This is a genomic window from Rhizobium sp. NFR03, assembly GCF_900111275.1.
In the GTDB taxonomy this organism is placed as follows: Bacteria; Pseudomonadota; Alphaproteobacteria; order Rhizobiales; family Rhizobiaceae; genus Ferranicluibacter.
Window position 1 is genome coordinate 1,068,616 of record NZ_FOGR01000001.1, and the last position, 21,382, is coordinate 1,089,997.

Below are 21,382 nucleotides of genomic sequence, written 5' to 3' on the forward strand. Positions count from 1 at the left end.
TCTCGCTCAAACGGGCAATCGTGCGCGGCATGGTCAGTCTCCGAGGATCTGCCGGTCGTCACCATCGCGGTGTTCGACCAGCTGTTGCTTGATGTGGCGCAGCGTCACGGTGGAAAGCTTGCGGTTGCGGTAGGCGACAAGGCTGGCGATCACATCCACGACGGCGAGAAAGGCGAAGCGGGTGGAGGTGGGGCGGAAGATATTGACGCCCTCCGGCAGATCGATGCCGACAACGAGTTCGGCCGCCTGCGCAACGGGGCTGCCCGACTGCGTGAGCGCGATCGTGGTGATGCCGTTTTCGCGGGCGAGCGTGAAACAACGGGCGAGGTCATGGTTGCGGCCAGAAAAGGACGAGCCGAAAATGACATCATCGGTGCGAGCCGCCGCCGTCAGCATCAGCTGCATATTGTGATCGTTGCTAGCCGTTACGCGGGAGCCGAGGCGAAACAGACGGTTCTGCATTTCGCTCGCGATCATCGAGGAGTTCCCCCCGGAACCGAAGCTGTAGACCATCTCGGCACGAGACATACGGTCGGCCACCTTGTCCAGAAGGACGGGATCGAGCGCGCGATGCATCATGAACAGGGCGTTCTGCGCCTTGGTGATCACATCCTCTGCCACATCGGCCGGCTCGGTGCTCTTGGCCTCCGGGTTGAGGTAGCGCACGCCGATGAAGGCGGTTTTTGCGAGGTTCACCTTGAAGTCGGAAAAGCTCTGGCAGCCGACATTGCGACAGAAGCGGGTGACGGTCGGCGGCGATACATTCGCCCGCTCGGCAAGCTCGATGATGGAGGCGTTGACCGCGAACTCGAAGTCGCCGAGGAGAATATCGGCGATCCGCTGCTCGGACGGCGAAAACTGCGCCCGGCCCTCCTGGATCGTCGTGAAGATATCCATCCCGCCTCCCCCTGAACCAACGCGTGACTCGCGCCTTTACAGCGGCGCCTTGTAGGCGATGCAGTCAATCTCGACCTTGCAATCCACCATCATGGATGCCTGAACGCAGGCGCGGGCCGGGGGATGCTCGCCGAAATACGACTGATAGATCCTGTTGAACGTCCAGAAGTCGCGCGGATCGTCCAGCCAGACGCCGCAGCGCACGACATGCTCGACGCCGTAACCGGCCTCATCCAGAATGGCGAGCAGATTGGCGATTGTCTTGTGCGTCTGTTCGACGATGCCGCCGGGAATGATTTCGCCGTCTTCCATGGCCACTTGCCCGGAAACATGCAGCCACCCGGCAGCTTCCACGGCACGGGCGAAAGGCAGCCTCTGGCCGCCGGCACCGGCTTTCTCAGCACCATAACGCTTGATGGTCATCGCGGCCCTCGTGCAAATTATTTTCGTCGATGATTGACAATGGACCATAGAAAACAGAACTTGACCAGAGTTTTCGAGCTTCTATGAAAATAATTTAGACCGAAGGTCATTCCATGCGTGATCCCCATGCCAACCCCTTTCCGGCAAGCGACGTGGCGCGCCATTCCATATGGGACATGCTGGTTCCCAGAGACATCGATGCCTTTCTCGCCGCGGACTGGTCGATGGTGGCGGCAGATTTCGTCGAGGAGGGCTTTCTCGCCATCAGCGGCAATCACAAGCCAAACCCCGACGACTGGAGCCTCGCCTTTCCGTCGCTCGACGCCTATCGCGACGAATGGCTGAAGCAGGCCCGCGACTTTCAGGGCCAGACCTATGGCGAGGACCCGCGTCAGGCGATTTTCGCAACGACGACGCTGGCAGAGATCGAGGTGAAGGGCGAGACGGCGCTCGCCCGAAAGAAGTTTCAGGGCGGCATCCGCAAGACCGATGGCAGCCTCGACGTGATGCAGTGGCAGACGCTCTATACCTGCCGTCTGCATGAGGGCCGCTGGAAGATCTGCGGTTTCACCGGCTACCTGCCGAACCCCGCTGCCTGAGCGGTAGACGATTGAGCGATAACCGATCGGGCGGTGCGCAGATCCGCGCCCTGCCCTGACAACCTGCGGAAGGCTGAACACCGTGCGTCTCTTTACCGCCGCTCTCGCCACGGAAACCAACACCTTCGCGCCGATCTGCATCGACCGCCGCGCCTTCGAGGCGTCCCTTTACGCTCCTCCGGGCCAGCATCCGGAGACGCCGACGCTCTGCACCGCCCCTATCACTGTGGGACGGAAGGTCTGCGCGGAAAAAGGCTGGACGCTGATCGAGGGCACAGCCGCCTGGGCGGACCCGGCCGGCCTCGTCAACCGGCAGGCCTATGAGAGCCTGCGCGACGAAATCCTCGACCAGTTGAAGGCCGCGATGCCTGTCGATGGCGTGGTCATGGGCCTGCACGGCGCGATGGTTGCGGATGGCTATCTCGATCCGGAAGGCGATCTTCTGGCACGCATCCGCGAGATCGTCGGTCCTGATATTCTCGTTTGTGCGGAAATCGATCCTCATAGCCATCTCACCGCCAAGCGCGTCGCAGCTGTCGATTTCTTCGTCGTGTTCAAGGAATTCCCACATACCGACTTCGTCGACCGCGCGGGAGACCTCTGGCGGATCGCCGTGGATACGCTGGAAGGTCGCGTGAAGCCTGTGATGTCCGTGTTCGACTGCCGGATGATCGACGTCTTCCCGACCTCCCGGGAACCGATGCGCTCGTTCGTGGACCGGCTGATGCGGATGGAGGCGGACGATCCCGAAATCCTCTCCCTCTCCGTCATCCACGGCTTCATGGCCGGAGACGTACCGGAAATGGGCACGAAGACCATCGCGATCACGAACGGACATCCCGAAAAGGGTCAGCGACTGGCACGTGAACTCGGCCTCGATCTGTTTTCCAAACGCGGAACCTTCATGATGCCGCAGATCGACGAGGCGGAAGCGATCGACCGGGCTCTGGTCAACCCGCGCGGTCCCGTTATTATCGCCGATATGTGGGACAATCCGGGCGGAGGCACGGCCGGGGATGCAACGGTGATCCTCGCAGCACTGCTTGCCCGCGGTGCCCGGAATGTCGCCGTCGGCATGATCTGGGATCCGATCGCCGTGCAGATTTGCCTTGCGGCTGGTGCAGGCGCCGAAATCCCGCTGCGGTTCGGCGCAAAATCCGCGCCCGGCACCGGCAGCCCAATCGACGGGCGGGTCACCGTCAAGCATGTCGTCCGCAACGCCGAAATGCGCTTCGGCGAGAGCGTTGCGCCCTTCGGCGACGCCGCACACATCCACCTCGATGGGATCGATATCATCCTGAGTTCGGTCCGCGTACAGAGCTACGACCCGTCGCTGTTTACCGCGCTCGGCATCGACCCGAGCGAAAAGCATATACTGGTGATCAAATCCACCAACCACTTCTATGCCGCCTTCTCGAAGATCGCCTCCGAGATCCTCTACTGCTCGGCCGGATCGCCCTACCCGAACAATCCGGCAAAAACCCCTTACCGGCGCGTCTCGCGCGAGATCTGGCCGATAGTGGCGGACCCGCATGGACGCGACGTGAACGTTGCGAACGCGGGATAGTCCGTGGTCGCGGCTCGCAGAGCCGTCGCGCAGACTTCGGGCAACCGGCAGAAGACGAAGCATCTTTAAAAGAACGACCCCTTGGGAGAGACGCCGATGACCACACCGCCCCGGCCGCAGGTCGGCCAGCCCATCCTGTCGCTGTCGACGCCGCTGCCCCTCATCGACGAGGGCAGGCTTGCGGCGAATATCGCCCGCGTACAAACCTATCTCGACAGCCACGGCCTCGCCTTCCGGCCGCATATCAAGACTCACAAGATCCCGGCCATCGCGAAGGCCCAGGAAGCGGCCGGCGCGCGCGGCATCAACTGCCAGAAAATCACGGAGGCCGAGGTTTTCGCGGATGCAGGCTTCGAAGATATCCTCATCACCTTCAACATTCTTGGGCCCGAAAAACTTGACCGGCTGAAGGCGCTGAACGAACGGGTTGCCAGCCTCAAGGTCGTCGCGGACAGCGCGGTGACGGTCGCCGGCCTTTCCACGCGATTTGCAGGCACAAAGCCGCTGATGGTGCTGGTCGAATGCGACACCGGCGCCGGACGGTGCGGCGTGCAGGATCCGGCAGAAGCGGTTGCTCTGGCACAGGCGATCATGGCTGCCGACGGCCTCGTTTTCGGGGGCCTGCTGACCTATCCGAAAGCCCATGACGAAGCGGCGGTGGAAGCTTTCTTCTCAAGTGCCATCGCCAGCCTGAAGGCGCTCGGCATCCCCTGCCCGATTGTCAGCCACGGGGGAACGCCGAGCCTGTTCTCGGCCCACCTCGTGCCTTCCGCCACCGAACATCGTGCCGGAACCTACGTTTACAACGATCGCGCCATGGCCCGCTCCGGCCACTGCTCGCTTGCCGACTGCGCGATGCAGATCCTGGCCACCGTCGTCGCCCGCCCGACACCCGACCGCGCCGTCCTCGATGCCGGATCGAAGGCGCTGACATCGGATCTGCTCGGATTTTCCGATTACGGCATGATCGTCGAATACCCCGATGCCGTCATCACAGGTCTGTCGGAAGAGCATGGCGTGGTGGACCTGTCACGCGTGCCGGGCGCCCGGCCGGAGATCGGCGAGAAGGTGCTGATCGTGCCGAACCACACCTGCGTGGTCTCGAACCTCTTCGATATCATGACGTTTCATCGGGACGGCGTGGTGACGCGCGTCGAGGATGTCGCAGCACGCGGGCTGGTGTGGTGAGGGGTTAAGAAAGAAAAGACCCTCAGGCCGCCGTCATAGCCGCGGGAATCTCCAGATTCCGCCAGTCAACGGTGCGCTCCAGCGCCTCGCCATTGGCCTCGAACAGATGGCAATCGGCGGCCATGATGCCGGTGGAGACGGGCTGTTCGACGGCAAGCGGTGCGGAACCGGGCAGAAGCACACAATAGGGCGTGCCGTCCGAAAGGCTGGAATAGCCGACAGTGTTGATGCCCAGCCGCTCGATGACGGACGGAATGATCGCAATGTTGAGGTCGCCGGGCGTCAGCATCGTATGCTCGGGACGAATGCCGAGCGTCAGAGTCTGCCCGACGAGATCGCCGCGGCTTGCCACAGGAATCGTGACCGTCTGGCCCTGATACTCCACCGTGACACCAGCGGAGCCGACAGCCGTGCAAGTGACAGGTACGAAATTCATCTTCGGGTTGCCGATAAAGCCGGCGACGAAGAGGTTGCGGGGCTTGTGGTACAGTTCCAGCGGTGCGCCCACCTGCGAGATATCGCCGGCATTCAGCACGACGATGCGGTCAGCCATGGTCATGGCTTCCACCTGATCGTGCGTCACGTAGATCATCGTCGCCTTGAGTTCGCGGTGGAGCTTGGCAAGCTCGATACGCATGTCGGCACGCAGTGCTGCATCGAGGTTCGACAAAGGCTCGTCGAACAGAAAGATCTTGGGTTCGCGCACAATGGCGCGGCCGATGGCAACGCGCTGCCGCTGTCCGCCGGAAAGCAGACCGGGCTTCTGCTGGAGACGCTGTTCGAGATGCAGGATGCGCGCGGCGTTCTCGACCTTGGCCTTCAGCTTGCTCTCCTCCATCTTTTCCACGCGCAGGGGAAAAGCGATGTTCTCGAACACGGTCATGTGCGGGTAGAGCGCATAGGACTGGAACACCATGGCGATGCCACGCTTGACCGGCGGCAGGTCGTTCACGCGCACGCCGTCGATGACGATATCGCCGCTCGTGGTGGAATCGAGACCCGCGATCATGCGCAGAAGCGTGGACTTGCCGCAGCCGGACGGGCCGACGAAGACGACGAACTCGCCGTTCATTACCTCGAGCTGCACGCCCTTGAGCACTTCGAAGTCGCCGTAGAACTTCTGCACCTTGTTGAGGAAGAGCTGTATCACATCGGTCTCCGGTCGCCGAAGCGGGCGGCGTTGGTCTGGACGAAAAAGGAGGGAGCGGATCAACGACAGAGGCCGGACCCGCTCCGGAAAGGCACTGTCGCAGCGGCAAAGACCGCCGCGACAGCAGGCAGGGACTGGCTTATTTGTACTCTTCGATCGCGGCCGAAGCCTTCTTCAGAGCATCTGCCGGTTCGGCCTTGCCGGTCACGACGGACTGCACCATTTCGATGATGGCATTCTGGAAGCCCTTGTAATCCTTGAACAGGGGCTCGGGACCACCAAAGGCGATACCATCGATGAAGGGCTTCCACGACGGATCGGCCTTGACGAATTCGTCAACCTTGGCCGAAGGACGCAGCGGGGTGAGGCCAGCGCCGCCCTGCAACTCGTATTCGCCCTGCGGGCCCGGCGAGGTGATGAACTTGGCGAATTCGATCGCCTTTTCCTCGACGCCCGTACCCTTGAAGACGGCGAGGCTGTCCGTGATCAGCAGCGTGCCTTCGCCCTTGGCCGATGGACCCAGCGGAAGCGGCGCGACACCCCACTTCATGTTTGTCTTCTTGAGAAGAGCCGCGGCACCGGACGCGGACTGGATCATGCCGGCCTTGCCATCGAGAAAGATGGCGCGAATTTCGTTTTGCTCGTAGGCGGTCGCGCCTTCGACGGAATAAGGCGTGATGTCCTTGACGGCCTGCAGGGCTGCCAGAACTTCCGGGCTGTCCATGACGATCTTGTCGCCATCGATGACCTTGCCGTTATTGGTATAAACCCAGTGCATGAACTGGTGCATGGTGTTGTCGAATGTCTTGGCCGGCAGGCCGTAACCGGCGATGCCCGTCTTTTCCTTGATCTGCTTGGCGAAGGCGATTTCTTCGGCCCAGGTCTTCGGCGGGGTTTCCGGGTCGAGGCCGGCCTTGGCGAAGAGGTCCTTGTTCCAGTAGAGAGCCTTGGTCGAAAACGCGACCGGCACGCCCCACTGGTTGTCGTCGAAAGTCACGGTATCGACGATGTTAGGGTAGTAGCTCTTCTTTTCCTCTTCCGTCATCGGCACGGGGACGATCAGGTCGTTCTCGGCAAATTCCTTCAGCGTGCGCGAGCCGACATAGGCCATGCCGACCGGGTTACCGGCAGCCGCCAGCGTCGTTGCCTTGTCCTGGCACTGCTCCCAGCCGACCAGTTCGGGCTTCACGGTCCAGCCGGCGTTCTTGCCTTCCCATTCCTTGATATACTTTTCGTGGATCGGGTCGATCTTGTCGCCGCAATAGATCCAGCTGATTTCCTGGTCAGCCGCCTGTGCCGTGACAGCCGTGCCGAGCATGCCGAGCGCGGTCGAGCCGAGCAGCGACAGGGCTAGCAGGCCCGTTTTGAAGTGAAATGTCATGTTCTTATGCTCCCGTTCAGTCTCTGGTGGTTGGTCTTATTGTTTCACCGCGCCGGCGGTCAGGCCGCTGACGAGATAGCGTTGCAGGAAGAAGATCACGATCATGGCCGGGGCGATGCCGACGAAGCTCGCCGCCATGAGCTCGTTCCAGACGACTTCCTGACGTCCGAAATAGGCAAACAGCCCCACGGGGAGCGGCGCATATTCAGACTTGGAATTGAAGGTGAGCGCATAGATGAACTGCTGCGCATAGGAGCCGATGAAGGTGGTGATGGCGACCACGACGATACCGGGCATGGCGATTGGCAGGATGACCCGGCGCAGCGTGTAGAAATGGCTGGCGCCATCCACGAAGGCGGCTTCGTCCAGTTCTTTCGGAATCCGCATCATATAGGTCCGCAGAAGCCAGATGGCCGTGGGGATGAGGAAGGCGACGCCCGGCACGATCATCGCAAAATAGGTGTTGAGCACGCCGAGCGAACGCATCAGCCGGAAAAGAGGGATAAGCAGCACCGCGCCGGAGAACATGTTGACCGCGAGGAAGGCGCCGAGAAGCTGGCCGGAACCCTTGAACTCGAAGCGGGCAAAGGCGTAGGCCGCGGGAACCACAAGGATCAGCACGGCAATGGTGACGACGCTGGAGATGAACAGCGAATTGAAGATGTAGCGTGCGAAGCCGGGAACGCTGACCCACATGGTGCGGTAGGCCTCGAACGAGCCGTTTTCCGGAATGAAGCGGTAGGGCGAGGAAAACAGCTGGCTCAACGGCTTCAGCGACACCAGAAAGCCTTCCACGAAGGGCGCGAGAAGGAAGGTGAGAAAAACGAAGATACCCGCATAGATGCCGACGATCTCGTACCAGGCATAGCGGTTGATGAGGATGGACGGCTCTTTCATCGCTTGTCTCCGGAAGAAAGGCGGCTGGTCATGCGGAAGTAGAAGACGCAGAAGATCGACAGGAAGATGCAGATGAGAACCGCCCGCGCTGCGCCCTCCCCGTACCTGTTGGAGCCGATGGCCGTCCGGTAGGTGTCGATGATCATCGTCGTCGTTTCCCCCGTCGGCCCGCCGCGCGTGAGGATCCAGATGATGTCGAAGGAGTTGAAGGTCGATATGAGAGAGATCATCGACATCGTGATCATCGACGGCACCAGCAGCGGCAAAGTGATGCGGCGGAAGCGGTAGAACCTGCCGGCACCATCCGTCCAGGCGGCCTCGTAGAGATCCTGCGGGATCGACTGCATGGCGGCCAGCATATACAGCGTGACCATGGGAACGCCGATCCACACGTCGGTGATGACCGTTGCCCAGAAGGCGGTGGAGCCTTGCGCGAGGAAGGCGATCGGGCTGTCGGACAGGCCGAAGCGCTGGAGCAACCCGGAAATCATGCCGAACTGGCCATTATACATCCAGCCCCACATGAAGATGCCGATGGCCATGGGCACGATCCAGGGCGGCATGGTCAGTACGCGGAAGAGCGCGCGGCCGGGCACGGCAGCGTTCAGCATGGAGGCGCCGAACGTGCCGATGATCATCTTCAGCGACACGGAGAAGAAGGTCCAGATGAAGGTCCGGATGATGACTTCCGCGAACGTCGCGTTGAATATCTTGCTGTAGTTCGCCCATCCGACCCAGTTGGTCGTTTTCTTCAGGGAGGCATCCGTAAAAGACAGGATGAACGTATCCACGAGGGGATAGGCAACGATGACGGTGACATAGAGAATGGCTGGCGCCATGAGGAGCCAGGCGAAGAGGACGGTGCTTCGTTTGGCTTCCATGACCTACCCTCTCAAGCCGACTTGGTCAGCTGTGCGGACGACGCGGCGGATGTGCCATGCAGGCAGGCATCGTATTCGGCCCAGACCGGCGCGAGATCCACGACCTTTCGGGCGAACCGGGCCTCATCCATCGCCAGCGCGAGAATGCCCGCTTCGATGGCGTTCAGCGCCGACACGGGCAGCGCCTGCCCCTCCGTGATGAACTTGAACACGTCTTCGGCCATCTGCTCGTCGGCACCGTAATGGTGCGATGTTTCGGACGGCGCCTGATAGGTCTTGGCGACCACCTTCTCGTTGTTGCGCGCATTGTGCACATCGAGATAGCCGCGCACGAAATCGCCTTCCGCCATGCCCTTGGAACCGATGACGCAGAAGCGACGGAACTGGTCCGGCACGTTCAGATTGGTGTGAAACGTCATGGCGGTACCGTTCTCGTATTCGACGATCGCAGTCTGATAGTCGATCAGATCGCCGTCGCTGTCGAACACCTTGTCGGACCCTTCCCAGCCGCTCGGCTTGCGGTGGTAGACTTCCATGTCGTTGGCGCCTTCGTTGCGCGGATCGTTGGCGGGAATGAAGCTCTTGCGACCGCCGAAGGAGGAAACATAACGCGGACGCGCGCCGACCACGCCGTTATAGAGGTCGAGGTCGTGGCAGCACTTCTCCAGCATGAAGCCGCCGGCATAGCGGCCGTAACGCCGCCAGTCGCGCATGAAGAAGGCGCCGTGATAAGGCTCGATATGCTCGGAAGCCTCGATCGACACGATCTCGCCGAGCCGGCCCTCGGCCTGCGCCTGACGCAGGTCCCGGTAGAGCGGCGAGTAGCGCAGCACGAGGCCGACCAGCAGCCTGTCATGGCCGTAACGATGAAGGAGACGCGCCAGCTCGAGACTTTCCTCAATGGTCACGACGATCGGCTTTTCAGTGAAGACGGTGAGCCCGGCCTCAAGCCCGATGCGGATATGCTCGAGATGCATGTGGTTCGGAGAACCGACCATCAAGAGATCGAACGTCTCCGAGGCGATCATCTCCTGAGGCGTTGCATAGGCTTTTCCGGCGGAGATGCCGGCCTCCTCAAGACCGGGCAGGCCTGCCGGCGCCGGATCGACGTGAGCAACGATCTCGAAGGTCGGATCCATATCCCTGAAAATGCGGCCCAGATATCCCAGCCGAAACCCAAGCCCGATAATGGCGACCTTCATATCGGCCTGCTCCCCGTTTTTCGTAATTTATTTTCGTAGCCTGTGTCAGATCAGCGATCTCGTCAACATAAAAACCTTACACACGAACAATCATGAAATTCATTTTCATAACGAGCATGTCTCACCACCGTGCGAATTCGCGAACCCGTCTTTACCGGCTTCTTCAGAGCCATTCATCAAACCACATCCCTAGGGGACATCGTGCTTCAGATCGACAATACCAAAAACAGGCCAATCGTCCAGCCCAAGCACAGGCGTTTCTTAACGTTTCCGCTAAGTTGCTGTTCTAGAATAGTTTATAAAGACGCTGATTTTTCACAAATGCCAGAGGGTCGCTCTCGAATTGGTTTTTTTTGGTATTGCCAGGAAACGCTGCCTGCAATGCACACATAAAAACCAGACATAACCTCCTGACGCAGTGCCGTCGATCGACGACAAGGGAAAAGAGGCGAGCGTGGAGATGTCCGAGGCATCAACCTCGCGCGGTGTGGAAAATTCGGAGCGTTTAACGCCTTGGGAGAGGCGGTACGACTGGCGGGAACGAGCGGGAAGTCTCCCCGCCTGCGGGCTGGCATGACCTCACGGCCAGCGCGCAGCGTCTGTTTGAAAAACGACAGGCGGCGGATCGTACCCCCTCGGGGCCACACGATCCGCCGCCTGTGTCTCGTAACGCGATAAAACGCGCCGTTAGTGTGTCGTTTCCGCCCGTGCCTCGGTCGGCGGCTTTTGCCGGGCAATGCCGCGGGCACCGACAACACCGCCGGGGAAACCTGAGCGATCGCTGTAATCCTTCACCGTCTTCGGCCGCGCCTTCCTGGCAGACACGGCACCCGCCGCCAGAAGGTCGATTGCTGTAATACCGACGACCATGGCAAGCGCTGCCTTCACCGTATGTCGCTGCGGATTGCGGTAGGAAAGCAGCGCCAGCAACGTGACGATGTCGAGACCGTCGCCAGCCACCCGGCTTGCCAACCCAGCCCGCTTGTCGGTCGAAAGCGTCAGCATGCCGCTGGCGATCTCGCGGGCACCGTAGGCGCGAACCACATGCTCGCTGCCTGTGACGCCGAAGGCCCTGGTTATGCGCTGCGGTGCCATGAGTTGGAACAGGCCAAGCCCGAGGCTGAACCAGCCGAGCCCTCGTGCGAGTTCATCCGTTGCTTCGCGGGAGCGCGGCCCTGACGACAGAATCTTCGGGTCGCCCTCGTTGCGCGTCAGTCTGGAAAGTATGGACATGATTGCCTCCTGTCAGGGTTTGAGAACGACCTTGATGCAGCTGTCCTGCTTGTTGCGGAATACCTTGTACATCTCGGGGCCCTCCTCGAGCGTCGCCGTGTGCGTGATGACGAAGGACGGATCGATCTGCCCCTCCTCGATCCGGCGAACAAGGTCCGGCGTCCAGCGGTTGACGTGGGTCTGACCCATACGGAACGTCAGGCCCTTGTTCATGGCCTGTCCCATGGGGATCTTGTCGACCAGACCTGAATAAACACCGGGGATGGAGATGATGCCGCCGGGGCGGCAGACATAGATCATCTCGCGCAGCACGTGCGGCCGGTCGTTTTCCAGCATCATTATCTGCTTGGCCCGGTCGAGCAGCGTATCGGGCTGGCTCATTGAAACATGGCTTTCGAGCCCCACCGCATCGATGCACTTCTCGGGACCCTTGCCGTCGGTCAGCTCATTCAGGCGCTCGACAACGCTCTCCTGACTGAAATCGATGGTCAGCGCACCGCCCGCCTGCGCCATGGACAGACGTTCGGGAATGCAATCGATTGCGACCACCAGCTTGGCACCGAGCAGCACCGCGCTGCGAATGGCCATCTGCCCGACAGGACCGCAACCCCAGACGACGACCGTGTCCGTCGGCTCGATGTCGCAATGCACCGCTGCCTGCCAGCCGGTCGGCAGGATATCGCCGAGGAACAGGACCTGCTCGTCGGTCAGGCTGTCGGGCACCTTGATATGGGTGGAATCGGCAAAGGGAACACGCAGATATTCCGCCTGCCCGCCGGGGTATCCGCCGGTGAGATGCGTATAGCCGAACAGGCCCGCCGTGGTATGGCCAAAGGCCTTGTCGGCCAGCGCCTTGTTGCGGTTGGAGCGCTCGCAGACGGAGAAATTTCCGCGCCGGCACTGGTCGCACTCGCCGCACTGGATGGTGAAGGGCACGACGATCCGGTCGCCCTTCTTCAGCTTGCCGTTCATGCCGGACCCGGTCTCCACGACCTCGCCCATCATTTCATGGCCCATAATGTCGCCCGGCATCATCGCCGGAATGAAATTGTGGAACAGGTGCAGGTCGGATCCGCAGATCGCGCAACTCGTCACCTTGATGATCGCATCGCGGGGATCCTCGATTTCGGGATCGGTGACGGTGTCGCACCGGATATCTTCTTTGCCATGCCAAACGAGCGCGCGCATGAGGCCTCCGTTGTCCAAAGTGTTCAAAGGATGATCCGACTAGGCACAAGACAGACCGACAGAGCACCTGCTCGCCAGCCGGACCGGAGCCTCTGGAACCGGCCCTCCCGCGAAAGGTTCCCGAAAAGGCTCCCTCGACGTGGCCTATCGGCGTGACGACCACCCGTTGCCCGGCTGGAAGCCGGAACTTCCGGCCTTGTCCCCTGTTGGATCAGCCGGACAAACAGTGGGCAAGCACGGTGATGCGCGGTAAAAGCGAGGGTGAAGACCAGAGTGACCTCTTTGCAAAGAGCGGGCAGCCTGCGCCGAACAATACCGCCACGCAGGCACATGAGATCCCCAGGGACACGACCCGCGGCGACGCCACGCTCTCCCTGCTGCGCGAAGGTTACGCGTTCATTCCCCAGCGCATGAAGCGGCTCGATACGAACATCTTCCGCACTCGACTGATGCTCCGCGATACGCTCTGCCTGTCTGGCCCCGCCGCCGCCGAGCTTTTCTATGGCAGCGGCATGCTGACCCGTATCGGCGCCATGCCTCAGACCGTTCTGCGCCTTCTGCAAGACAAGGAGAGCGTCCAGCAACTCGACGGCGAAGAGCACCGGCACCGCAAGGCGATGTTCATCCGGCTGCTGATGCAGGACGATGACGGCATGACACGGCTCGTGGCCCTGTTCCGGCGCCATTTCATCGCCCATCTTCCGGAATGGGAGCAGCGCGACAGCGTCGCGCTTTCTACTGAAATCGACAGGATTCTTGCGGAAACCGCGTTGCGGTGGACAGGCACGCCGCTCGCAACGCTGGATCTGTCGCGTGACGGACGGACGCTGGCCGAGATGGTGCAGGGAGCCGGACGCTTCGGACCGCGAACATGGCTCGCACTGGCGCGGCGCAATCGTCTGGAAAAGCGCATCCGCTCGATCTTCAAGGACATCCGCGACAACAGGATCGCCGTTGCCGAAGGGTCCCCCATCGACCACGTGGCGCAACACCGCGACAGGCAAGGCGCCCCGCTCTCGCCCCGTGCGGCAGCGGTCGAGCTCATCAACATCCTCCGCCCGATCGTCGCCATCGGCCGCTATATCGTCTTTGCAGCCATGGCCCTGCACGAGCACGACGAATGGCGCAGGCTGCTTGCAGCAGGCGCCGACGAGCTTCTCCCGGATTTTGCCGAAGAGATCCGCCGCATCTCCCCCTTCTTTCCCTTCGTCGGCGCGGTGGCAAAGGAGGATATGATCTTCGAAGGTCACCGCATCCCGAAAGGCCAGTGGCTGCTGCTCGATCTCTACGGCACGACCCACGACGAGACGCTGTTTCCCGAGCCACACCGTTTCAAGCCGCACCGCCAGTTATCCTGGCGCGACCGAAACAACGCTTTCATTCCTCAAGGTGCCGGCGACATCGCGACAACCCATCGCTGTCCCGGCGAGAGGGCAACCGTGGAGATCCTTATGGAAGCTATCCGCATCCTCACCCGAGACATCTCCTACGAGGTCGCCGAGCAGGATCTCGAGGTCCCCCTGAACCGCGTTCCCGCCGGCCCGAAGAGCGGCTTCGTCATGACGAAGGTCCGGCGCACGGCCGCGCCCGACACTCCGTCCGCACCCGGACAGTGAGGCGAAAATCGGGGAACTTCTCTTAAGGGCTTGGGTTTGAAACATCGGAAGGAGACTGAAAATGGCAAATGCAGACAGAAAACACATGGGTGCCGGCGCCCACGGCAAGAACTCGGGCACAGGTGCCATGACCGACCTGGAAGACGGTATCCTGCCCGAAAACATGGTTCTCTCGAACCGCGACAAGGCCCAGCACTCCGACGAGCGCGGCCTCGACAGCAAGACAGTCCAGACCGAGCAATATCACGATCATGCGGCCAACCGGCAGCCGGATTGAGAGCAGTAAGCCAGATCGAGAATAGTGAGGACGAGAAGATGACCAGCAAGATGCCACCTGTCCCTGAAGACAACCGCAGCCCGAAGGGCACCGGCGAGGACCCGAAGACGTCCACCGCCGACCCGCACTTCAACGCCCAGGACAACCCGGAAAAGATCGGGCATCAGGGCAATTCCAAGGTGAACACGACCCATCAAGGGTACCAGCAGGATCGTTAGGAGGGCGCCATGTCCACATCGCAGAAGACACCCGCTAGTATTCGCCAGGGCGGACCGGGTTCCTCCCATGAAAACGCGAAGGAACCGCTTGACCTGAAGAAGCCACCGGCAGACAGCGACGAGCGCAGCCAGAGTCGCGTGTCCGGCGGTGGTGGCGAAAAGGATAGCCATCACACGCATGATAGTGCGCGAAAGTAGCGACCTCTCATCATCCGGTATTCAAGAGCGCGACGCCTGTCGCGCTCTTTTGCTGTCCAGCCGGCGTTCAACCGGCACCGCCGACAGGCGTCCACACCTTGCCGCTACCATTGCATTCAGGGCACGTTTCGGCTCCGACCTGCCCCGATCCCTCGCAACGCCGGCAAACGTTTTCACCCGCGCCGTCTGTGCCTTCCGGTACGGCATCGACATTAATGGTTTTGTCATCGCGCATCTCTCGCTCGTCTCTCTGCATGAAACCTCCGCCTTCACATCCGAAGGCACGCGAACACACAACTCTGAACGAAGTTCCGGCCTTGGTTCGTTTGCGGACGGATGCGAAACCACGGATGACATCAGGAACTCTGACCACTCTCTCCTGTTAGCGGGCCTCCCGACAACAAGGAGACTTCCATGTTCTACACAGATGGACGCTTGCAATATCCGGTGCGCGTGGAGAAAGCCGACCCGCAGTTCGCCCGTGCTCTCCAGCAGGCCATCGGCGGCGTCGAAGGCGAGATCCGGGTCGCCATGCAGTATTTCTTCCAGGCCTGCGGCGCGCGCGGCAATCCGAAATTCCGTGACCTGCTGATGAACACGGCTGCCGAAGAACTCGGGCATATCGAGATGCTGGCAACCGCCGTCGCGATGAATCTCGAAGGCGCACCGCTTTCCGAGAAGGAAGCCGTGGCGGCCGATCCGATCGGCGGAGCGGTTCTCGGCGGCCTCAACCTGAAGAACCTGCTATCCTCCGGCCTTTCTGCCATGCCAGTCGACTCCGACGGCGTGCCCTTCGACATGTCGCACATCTACGCGAGCGGCAACATCGCAGCCGACATGACGGCGAACATCGCCGCCGAATCCACCGGTCGCGTGCTGGCGGTGCGCCTCTACAACATGACGAACGACCCCGGCATGAAGGACATGCTGTCCTTCCTCATCGCTCGCGACAGCATGCACCAGAACCAGTGGATGGCTGCTCTTGAGGAACTCGGCGGTGCCAAAGGCGCCTTCCCCATTCCCAACAGCTTCCCGCAGGAAAAGGAAAACACCGACTTCAGCTATGCCTTCCTCGGTTTCCAGGCCGATGGCTCGCCACCGGTGCCGGGTCGCTGGTCCGAAGGCCCCTCGGTCGATGGCAAGGGCACCTTCTCCGCCACACCCATGACGCCGCTTGGGCAAAAGCCGGTTCTCGGCCCCGCAAAGCCCGGCGGTGGCGCCCAGCGCGAACAGATGTAAGCCTTTCCTCCCCACGCTTCTGGAGGCCGCCCGTGCGCGGCCTCCTCGCAATGACCCGCCATCGTACGTGTCGTCATGCCCTGTCTCTATGCTTGAAGGAAACAACCGGTGAACACGGCGAACCTGCAGATCGAAGGCCTGCTCATGGCTTTTTCAGCTCTCAATCATCGCCTGATCGCAAGCGGCGTGCTGACCCGCGAGGAGATCGGCGACGCTCTTGACGAGGCGGTGCAGACGCTCTCGGCCGATACGAGCCGCAATCTCTCGGACGCCAACCTGAAGGCGATCCTCTTCCCCGTCCGCTTTCTCTTGGATGCAGTCCGCGCAACGCAGGACGAGGCCGACCGTACATTTGCTGAGGAAACCCGGCGCATCGGTCGAGACGATGCCGCCGTAGACTGACGACGCCCCCCAAACGGAGAGCCTGATGACCAACCAGATCAAGCTGACGGACAACGATGCCGCGCCGCTGACGGAAGCCGCCGGCGACCTCAAGGTCTTCGCGCCGGATCTCGCCTATCGCAAATTTTCCATGGTCAACGTGATATTCTACGGCGACCCTGAGAAAGGTCAGGACTGGGTGCTGATCGACAGCGGCCTGCCGACCTCTGCGAGCGGGATCGTCGAAAGCGCACAGCACCGGTTCGGCAGCGGCGCGCGCCCTGCGGCCATTATCATGACACATGCCCATTTCGACCATGCGGGCTCGATCGAGACGCTGGCCCGCGACTGGGACGTCCCGGTCTACGCCCATCCGTTGGAAATGCCCTATCTGAGCGGACAAGCCTCCTATCCCCCGGCCGATCCGATGGCGGGCGGTGGCTTGCTGGCTGTCCTTTCGCCGCTGTTTCCACGCTCGCCGGTGGACGTTAGCACGCATCTGCAAATGCTACCCGCCGACCGTACTGTCCCGGGAATGCCCGGCTGGACCTGGATCGCCACGCCCGGCCACGCGCCGGGGCACGTATCGCTCTGGCGGGAAAGCGACCGAACGCTCATCGCCGGCGACGCCATCGTGACCACCGGTCAGGAGTCGATCTATGAGGTGATGAACCAGACGCTCGAGATGCACGGCCCGCCGCGCTATCTGACGCCGGATTGGATGGAGGCCGAGGAGTCCGTGCAAGCACTGGCGGCTCTGGAGCCCGAACTGGTGATATCCGGACATGGGCGACCCGCGCGCGGCGCCGGCATGCGGGAAGCCCTGCACCGGCTTGCCGAAAACTTCCGCGCTGTCGCCGTTCCCGAAGGCGGGCATTACGACCGGAAGCCCGCAATGCCCGGCAAAAGCGACAGCGACGCTTATCGCTGATCAGTAGAATGGAAGGATGAGCCGCTGCCGGATCAGGGAAGAGGAACCCGGATCAGGCAGCGGATGCCATCGTCGAGAAACTGCAGATCCGTCTTTGCGTTCAGCTGGTAGGGCAGCGCCCGCTCGATCAGTTCCCGCCCATAGCCCTTGCGGCGCGGCGCGCCATCCGCCGGCATGCTGACGCCCTCTTCGCGCCATTCCAGCAACACGACCCGCTCGCCCGCGTTCTCTTCGAGCGTCCACAAGATGCGCAGCATGCCGTTTTCCTGGCTGAGTGCACCATACTTGATGGCGTTGGTCGCAAGCTCGTGCAGGGCAAGGCCAAGCGCCTGCGCACCGAGCGTCGGCACCGTCACCGGCGGTCCTTCCGCCTGCACGGCCTCCATGCGGGATGCAGCACCATGGGCCCGCAGCTCTCCCTCGATGAGGTCGCGCAGCGAGATGGTTTCCGCCGCGCGCGCTACGAGCCCCTGGACCCGGCTCAGGGCCCGCAGGCGGCTTGAGAATTCGGCACCGAAACTCTCCATCGAAGCGCTGCTGCGCAGCGTCTGACTGGCAACCGACTGGACGACGGCAAGGAGATTGCGTGTGCGATGCTGAAGTTCGGCCACCAGCACATCCTGCCGATCTTTCAAGGCGCGCAGCTCGTGGATATCGGTCATGGTGCCGATCCAGTCGCCCGACGGCTCGCCGAATGCCGTCAGCACCGGCAGCGCCCGCGTCTGATGCCAGCGATAGGCATCATCGGAAGCGCGGCGAACGCGGTGCTCGACATAGCACTCGCCGGTATTGGCCGCCGCCTGCCAGGCCGCAAGGGTCAGGGCACGGTCTTCCGGATGCACCGCGTTCAGCCAGCCGAGCCCGAGGCTCTGCGGCTGGTCGAGGCCGGAATAATCCACCCATTGCGGACTGCCCCAAGTGCGTGACCCATCCGCCAGGCAGCGGAAGACCAGCTGTGGAATATTGGTCGCGAGCAGCCGGAAACGCTCCTCGTTTTCCGTCAGCTTCTGGCCCGCGCGATGGGATTCCGTCCGGTCGCGCAGGATCTTGACGAACCCCGACCCGTCGCTGAGGGGCATGGTGAGGCCTGACGCCCAGAAGCGGGTGCCGTCCTTGCGCATCTGCCAGCGCTCGTCCTCCGCCCGGCCATGGGCTCGCGCATCCGCGCGTTCCAGCGCCGGCACGCCGGCCTTCCGGTCCTCCTCGATAAAAATGATGTCACCCGACTGCCCGAGAATATCGGCTTCCGTAAATCCCAGCACACGCTCGGCACCGGTATTCCAGCTCGTGACGCGCCCTTGCGGATCCAGCGAGAAGATCGCGAAATCGACGGCGCTCTCGAAGACGACACGCAGCAGATCGTCGCTTTTCGGTGCAAGGAGCGAAGATTGAGGCATATCAGGAGCGGTCATTGCCTGTGTCCTCTGTCAGTCGGCCGATCTACAACCGGCTCAGGAGTTGCAGCAGCTCATCGGGATCGGCCGGTTTCTGAAGAAACGGCGCCTGCCGAAAACGTTCCGGCAGGTCGCCCCGGTCATAGGCCGTCAGGAACGCGAACGGCACGTTTCGCAGAGACAGCGCATCCGCCACGGGATAGACCTCCGCCCCGCGCAGGTGGATATCGAGAACGGCCGCATCGATCTGCTCCGCCTCGTCCACGAGCTTCAGGGCACCCTCAAGGCTCGACACCGGCCCGATGACATCTGCCCCGGCCCGGCCCAGCACATCCATAATATCCGCGGCCACCAGATATTCATCCTCCACGACAAGGAAGACCTTGTCGAAGATATCGGCTTCCTCACTCACCACCTGTACCTCGTCATCCTGTCGTTTCCTCCATCTGCCGGTGTCGTAGGCCCATCGTTGCAAGCGGGCACCCGGCTTTCGGTCAAGGTCCCGAACCCGCAGTGCGGTGTTCGGTTCCCCGGGGGATCGCGATAGAACCAATTGCCTCCCTGGCGCAAGATGCCGCGCGAATCCTGTCGTCCGGTATCCCAAGTGTTTGCGGCGCAAAGGCGACAAGGGGTAAGGTCACCGCCTCGCTGGTTGCCAAAGGCGGCCCGAGCAATTGCCATTTCATACCGACAGGGCCATATCGGTCGTTCCCGTCCTGGAGCGCGTGCTCGCCACGCGTCACGAAAGAAAGCGGAAGCCATGCCTGAAAAGCCCATGTCTGAAAATGTTGAGATCACTCTGAGCCGCGCCGGCGCGGCCACCACCGGTGGTCCAGAAGCCTACTTTACCGGTCGGGTGGAGATCTCCACCCCGTACAAGGGCGATGCCCCGGCTCGCATCAGCGGCGCCACCGTCTCCTTCCCTGCCGGTGCCCGCACCGCCTGGCACACACACCCGCTCGGGCAGACGCTCTACATTGTCTCCGGCAAAGGCTGGGTGCAGAAGGAGGGCGGACCGCGCGAAGCCTTCGGGGCCGGAGACGTCGTCTGGATCCCGCCGCTGGTCAAGCATTGGCACGGCGCGGCAGCCGACACCGCCATGGTCCACTTCGCCGTTGCCGAAGCGCTTGACGGCAGCGTCGTGACCTGGCTCGAAAAGGTGAGCGACGCGCAATATGCCGGCGAAGCATAGAGTGGTTAGATAACGCCAGCCTCGCGAGCTTCATGATGGCGAGCCCGTGAGGCTGAAACAGTCGAGCAACGGATAGAAACTGCCGGCTCTCGGTGGCGGCCGATGGAGACCGAATATCGCAGGCTTGCCATTCCCGTTGCGGAAAGTCCAAAACCTTGCCGCAGCCGTATGCTACACCGAACCCATCCTCACCCTGACATCCGGCGCTGCATGTTTCATCTCATCTTCGGCCTCCCCTGGCTGGTCGTCCTCATTCGCTTCATCCAGCCGCTGCCTTGGCTCTGGTCTGCAAAGGCGCTTCTGGCGATCGTCCTGCTGCTGGCCTCACAGTATCATTTCTTCAGCCGCCTCTCCTCCGGGTCCGTCTTTTCGCCGGAGTTCCCGCGCTGGCTGGTGATCGGCTTTAACCTCCTCTTCGGCGCCATCGTGCTGCTGGCGGTGCTTCAGATCGCGCTCGATCTGGTGTCGCTGTTGCTCAGCCTCTTCAAAGGCCACTTGATCGCCGTTCCCCCGGGCATTCGCTATGCCATGGGCGCAACGGCGCTCGCGGCTGCGGCTGTCGGCGTCTCCCAGGCTATTCGCATTCCCCAGCTCAAATCGATCGAGATCGCCATCCCCAACCTGCCGCCGGCCTTCGACGGATACCGGATGCTGCAACTGACGGACATGCATATCAGCCGGCTCTTTCCGCAGAGCTGGGCGGAAGCCGTTGTCGAGAGATCGAACGCGCTGGCGCCCGACGTGATCGTCATCACCGGAGACCTGATCGACGGCAGCCTGGAGAGCCGCCGTGCCGATGTCGCTCCGCTCGCCAGACTGAGCGCCCGGGACGGCGTGATCGCCATTCCCGGCAACCATGAATATTTCTTCGGCTACACCGAGTGGATGCCTCATTTCGCCTCGCTCGGCATGAGGATACTGGAAAACGAGCATGCCATCGTGACGCGCGATGGTGGCGCGATCACCATCGCCGGCGTGACCGATCTCTCGGCGCGGGCACATGGTCTCCCCGGCCCGGATCTTGCAAAGGCTCTTCAGGGCGCGCCAGCCGGAGCGCCCATCATCCTTCTCGACCACCAGCCGCGCGAGGCCGCACGCGCCGCGGAAGCCGGCATTGCCTTGCAACTCTCCGGCCACACCCATGGCGGTTTGATCCTTGGCCTCGACCGCCTCTTCGCGAGGCCGAACAACGGCTTCGTCTCCGGCCTCTACACGGTTGGCGGACTGCAACTCTACGTCAACAACGGCACCGGCCTCTGGCCCGGCTTCGCGCTGCGCCTCGGCCGCCCTTCCGAACTTACCGTCATTACCTTCCGGCGGAAGACGTAGA

The 21,382-nt window shown here is 62.0% G+C and carries 23 protein-coding genes; 12 read left to right on the forward strand and 11 right to left on the reverse strand.

Going from position 1 to position 21,382, the window contains the following annotated elements:
• Positions 1–33: 33 nt before the first annotated feature.
• Complete coding sequence (locus tag BSG19_RS05025) at positions 34–897, reverse strand: MurR/RpiR family transcriptional regulator (RefSeq protein ID WP_092985355.1); 864 nt, start codon at positions 895–897, stop codon at positions 34–36.
• A gap of 36 nt (positions 898–933) precedes the next feature.
• Positions 934–1,320: a RidA family protein gene (locus BSG19_RS05030; protein WP_092985357.1), complete on the reverse strand. Its 387-nt coding sequence runs from the start codon at positions 1,318–1,320 to the stop codon at positions 934–936.
• A 113-nt stretch (positions 1,321–1,433) separates the two neighbouring features.
• Here BSG19_RS05030 and BSG19_RS05035 point away from each other — a divergent pair, with 113 nt between their 5' ends.
• The 3 genes from BSG19_RS05035 (at position 1,434) to BSG19_RS05045 (ending at position 4,674) form a co-directional block, all read left to right on the forward strand.
• Positions 1,434–1,919 carry a hypothetical protein gene (locus tag BSG19_RS05035; RefSeq protein WP_092985359.1) on the forward strand — a complete coding sequence of 162 codons (486 nt, stop codon included), beginning with the start codon at positions 1,434–1,436 and terminating at the stop codon, positions 1,917–1,919.
• 82 nt (positions 1,920–2,001) lie between these two features.
• Complete coding sequence (locus BSG19_RS05040) at positions 2,002–3,486, forward strand: M81 family metallopeptidase (protein WP_092985361.1); 1,485 nt, start codon at positions 2,002–2,004, stop codon at positions 3,484–3,486.
• Between the two features lie 96 nt (positions 3,487–3,582).
• Positions 3,583–4,674, forward strand: a complete 1,092-nt coding sequence (locus BSG19_RS05045) for a D-TA family PLP-dependent enzyme (protein WP_092985363.1) — start codon at positions 3,583–3,585, stop codon at positions 4,672–4,674.
• Positions 4,675–4,696: 22 nt separating this feature from the next.
• On the opposite strand, the gene ugpC is transcribed toward BSG19_RS05045, so the two are convergent.
• From ugpC to BSG19_RS05080, 7 genes are all read right to left on the reverse strand, one after another.
• The gene (gene ugpC / locus BSG19_RS05050; protein WP_092985365.1) at positions 4,697–5,824 is read right to left on the reverse strand and encodes an ABC transporter ATP-binding protein; all 1,128 of its coding nucleotides are present in this window, start codon (positions 5,822–5,824) and stop codon (positions 4,697–4,699) included.
• Between the two features lie 139 nt (positions 5,825–5,963).
• Positions 5,964–7,205 carry an extracellular solute-binding protein gene (locus BSG19_RS05055; RefSeq protein WP_092985367.1) on the reverse strand — a complete coding sequence of 414 codons (1,242 nt, stop codon included), beginning with the start codon at positions 7,203–7,205 and terminating at the stop codon, positions 5,964–5,966.
• A gap of 36 nt (positions 7,206–7,241) precedes the next feature.
• Complete coding sequence (locus BSG19_RS05060; protein WP_092985369.1) at positions 7,242–8,102, reverse strand: carbohydrate ABC transporter permease; 861 nt, start codon at positions 8,100–8,102, stop codon at positions 7,242–7,244.
• Complete coding sequence (locus BSG19_RS05065) at positions 8,099–8,983, reverse strand: carbohydrate ABC transporter permease (RefSeq protein ID WP_092985371.1); 885 nt, start codon at positions 8,981–8,983, stop codon at positions 8,099–8,101. The genes BSG19_RS05060 and BSG19_RS05065 overlap by 4 nt, the downstream gene beginning before the upstream one ends.
• A gap of 11 nt (positions 8,984–8,994) precedes the next feature.
• Positions 8,995–10,185 carry a Gfo/Idh/MocA family protein gene (locus tag BSG19_RS05070; RefSeq protein WP_092985373.1) on the reverse strand — a complete coding sequence of 397 codons (1,191 nt, stop codon included), beginning with the start codon at positions 10,183–10,185 and terminating at the stop codon, positions 8,995–8,997.
• A 687-nt stretch (positions 10,186–10,872) separates the two neighbouring features.
• A complete protein-coding gene (locus BSG19_RS05075) occupies positions 10,873–11,418 on the reverse strand; it encodes a hypothetical protein (protein WP_092985375.1) in 546 nt (181 codons plus the stop codon).
• A 12-nt stretch (positions 11,419–11,430) separates the two neighbouring features.
• Positions 11,431–12,606 (reverse strand): zinc-dependent alcohol dehydrogenase, encoded by a 1,176-nt coding sequence (locus BSG19_RS05080; protein ID WP_092985377.1) that lies wholly within the window; start codon positions 12,604–12,606, stop codon positions 11,431–11,433.
• Positions 12,607–12,848: 242 nt separating this feature from the next.
• Between BSG19_RS05080 and BSG19_RS05085 the strand changes: the two genes are divergently transcribed.
• The 7 genes from BSG19_RS05085 to BSG19_RS05120 all read left to right on the forward strand — a co-directional run bounded on the left by BSG19_RS05085 (position 12,849) and on the right by BSG19_RS05120 (position 17,466).
• Positions 12,849–14,222: a cytochrome P450 gene (locus BSG19_RS05085; protein WP_092985653.1), complete on the forward strand. Its 1,374-nt coding sequence runs from the start codon at positions 12,849–12,851 to the stop codon at positions 14,220–14,222.
• Between the two features lie 61 nt (positions 14,223–14,283).
• Positions 14,284–14,499, forward strand: coding sequence for a hypothetical protein (locus tag BSG19_RS05090; protein ID WP_092985379.1), 216 nt, complete (start codon positions 14,284–14,286; stop codon positions 14,497–14,499).
• 38 nt (positions 14,500–14,537) lie between these two features.
• On the forward strand, positions 14,538–14,717 hold the full coding sequence (locus BSG19_RS05095) for a hypothetical protein (protein ID WP_092985381.1): 180 nt from the start codon (positions 14,538–14,540) through the stop codon (positions 14,715–14,717).
• Between the two features lie 9 nt (positions 14,718–14,726).
• Positions 14,727–14,915: a hypothetical protein gene (locus tag BSG19_RS05100; protein WP_092985383.1), complete on the forward strand. Its 189-nt coding sequence runs from the start codon at positions 14,727–14,729 to the stop codon at positions 14,913–14,915.
• Between the two features lie 414 nt (positions 14,916–15,329).
• Positions 15,330–16,154, forward strand: coding sequence for a manganese catalase family protein (locus BSG19_RS05110; RefSeq protein WP_092985387.1), 825 nt, complete (start codon positions 15,330–15,332; stop codon positions 16,152–16,154).
• Between the two features lie 108 nt (positions 16,155–16,262).
• Positions 16,263–16,556, forward strand: coding sequence for a hypothetical protein (locus BSG19_RS05115; RefSeq protein WP_092985389.1), 294 nt, complete (start codon positions 16,263–16,265; stop codon positions 16,554–16,556).
• A gap of 25 nt (positions 16,557–16,581) precedes the next feature.
• Entirely contained in the window at positions 16,582–17,466 is an 885-nt protein-coding gene (locus BSG19_RS05120) for an MBL fold metallo-hydrolase (RefSeq protein ID WP_092985391.1), read from the forward strand.
• Between the two features lie 32 nt (positions 17,467–17,498).
• On the opposite strand, the gene BSG19_RS05125 is transcribed toward BSG19_RS05120, so the two are convergent.
• Positions 17,499–18,878, reverse strand: a complete 1,380-nt coding sequence (locus tag BSG19_RS05125) for a sensor histidine kinase (protein ID WP_092985393.1) — start codon at positions 18,876–18,878, stop codon at positions 17,499–17,501.
• A gap of 28 nt (positions 18,879–18,906) precedes the next feature.
• Complete coding sequence (locus BSG19_RS05130) at positions 18,907–19,272, reverse strand: response regulator (protein WP_244529086.1); 366 nt, start codon at positions 19,270–19,272, stop codon at positions 18,907–18,909.
• A gap of 363 nt (positions 19,273–19,635) precedes the next feature.
• On the opposite strand from BSG19_RS05130, the gene BSG19_RS05135 reads away from it, so the two are divergent.
• Positions 19,636–20,052: a (R)-mandelonitrile lyase gene (locus BSG19_RS05135; protein WP_210185379.1), complete on the forward strand. Its 417-nt coding sequence runs from the start codon at positions 19,636–19,638 to the stop codon at positions 20,050–20,052.
• Between the two features lie 210 nt (positions 20,053–20,262).
• Complete coding sequence (locus BSG19_RS05140; protein ID WP_092985397.1) at positions 20,263–21,381, forward strand: metallophosphoesterase; 1,119 nt, start codon at positions 20,263–20,265, stop codon at positions 21,379–21,381.
• Position 21,382 lies beyond the last annotated feature (1 nt).

What these genes read in the sequence shown, in the direction of transcription:
- BSG19_RS05110 (WP_092985387.1), top strand. Translation starts at nt 15,330, where the DNA reads ATGTTCTACACAGATGGACGCTTGCAATATCCGGTGCGCGTGGAGAAA.
- BSG19_RS05030 (WP_092985357.1), bottom strand. Translation starts at nt 1,320, where the DNA reads ATGACCATCAAGCGTTATGGTGCTGAGAAAGCCGGTGCCGGCGGCCAG.
- BSG19_RS05125 (WP_092985393.1), bottom strand. Translation starts at nt 18,878, where the DNA reads ATGACCGCTCCTGATATGCCTCAATCTTCGCTCCTTGCACCGAAAAGC.
- BSG19_RS05080 (WP_092985377.1), bottom strand. Translation starts at nt 12,606, where the DNA reads ATGCGCGCGCTCGTTTGGCATGGCAAAGAAGATATCCGGTGCGACACC.
- BSG19_RS05120 (WP_092985391.1), top strand. Translation starts at nt 16,582, where the DNA reads ATGACCAACCAGATCAAGCTGACGGACAACGATGCCGCGCCGCTGACG.
- BSG19_RS05025 (WP_092985355.1), bottom strand. Translation starts at nt 897, where the DNA reads ATGGATATCTTCACGACGATCCAGGAGGGCCGGGCGCAGTTTTCGCCG.
- BSG19_RS05085 (WP_092985653.1), top strand. Translation starts at nt 12,849, where the DNA reads ATGCGCGGTAAAAGCGAGGGTGAAGACCAGAGTGACCTCTTTGCAAAG.
- BSG19_RS05095 (WP_092985381.1), top strand. Translation starts at nt 14,538, where the DNA reads ATGACCAGCAAGATGCCACCTGTCCCTGAAGACAACCGCAGCCCGAAG.
- BSG19_RS05140 (WP_092985397.1), top strand. Translation starts at nt 20,263, where the DNA reads ATGTTTCATCTCATCTTCGGCCTCCCCTGGCTGGTCGTCCTCATTCGC.
- BSG19_RS05090 (WP_092985379.1), top strand. Translation starts at nt 14,284, where the DNA reads ATGGCAAATGCAGACAGAAAACACATGGGTGCCGGCGCCCACGGCAAG.
- BSG19_RS05060 (WP_092985369.1), bottom strand. Translation starts at nt 8,102, where the DNA reads ATGAAAGAGCCGTCCATCCTCATCAACCGCTATGCCTGGTACGAGATC.
- BSG19_RS05100 (WP_092985383.1), top strand. Translation starts at nt 14,727, where the DNA reads ATGTCCACATCGCAGAAGACACCCGCTAGTATTCGCCAGGGCGGACCG.
- BSG19_RS05135 (WP_210185379.1), top strand. Translation starts at nt 19,636, where the DNA reads ATGTCTGAAAATGTTGAGATCACTCTGAGCCGCGCCGGCGCGGCCACC.
- BSG19_RS05055 (WP_092985367.1), bottom strand. Translation starts at nt 7,205, where the DNA reads ATGACATTTCACTTCAAAACGGGCCTGCTAGCCCTGTCGCTGCTCGGC.
- BSG19_RS05070 (WP_092985373.1), bottom strand. Translation starts at nt 10,185, where the DNA reads ATGAAGGTCGCCATTATCGGGCTTGGGTTTCGGCTGGGATATCTGGGC.
- BSG19_RS05035 (WP_092985359.1), top strand. Translation starts at nt 1,434, where the DNA reads ATGCGTGATCCCCATGCCAACCCCTTTCCGGCAAGCGACGTGGCGCGC.
- BSG19_RS05065 (WP_092985371.1), bottom strand. Translation starts at nt 8,983, where the DNA reads ATGGAAGCCAAACGAAGCACCGTCCTCTTCGCCTGGCTCCTCATGGCG.
- BSG19_RS05075 (WP_092985375.1), bottom strand. Translation starts at nt 11,418, where the DNA reads ATGTCCATACTTTCCAGACTGACGCGCAACGAGGGCGACCCGAAGATT.
- BSG19_RS05045 (WP_092985363.1), top strand. Translation starts at nt 3,583, where the DNA reads ATGACCACACCGCCCCGGCCGCAGGTCGGCCAGCCCATCCTGTCGCTG.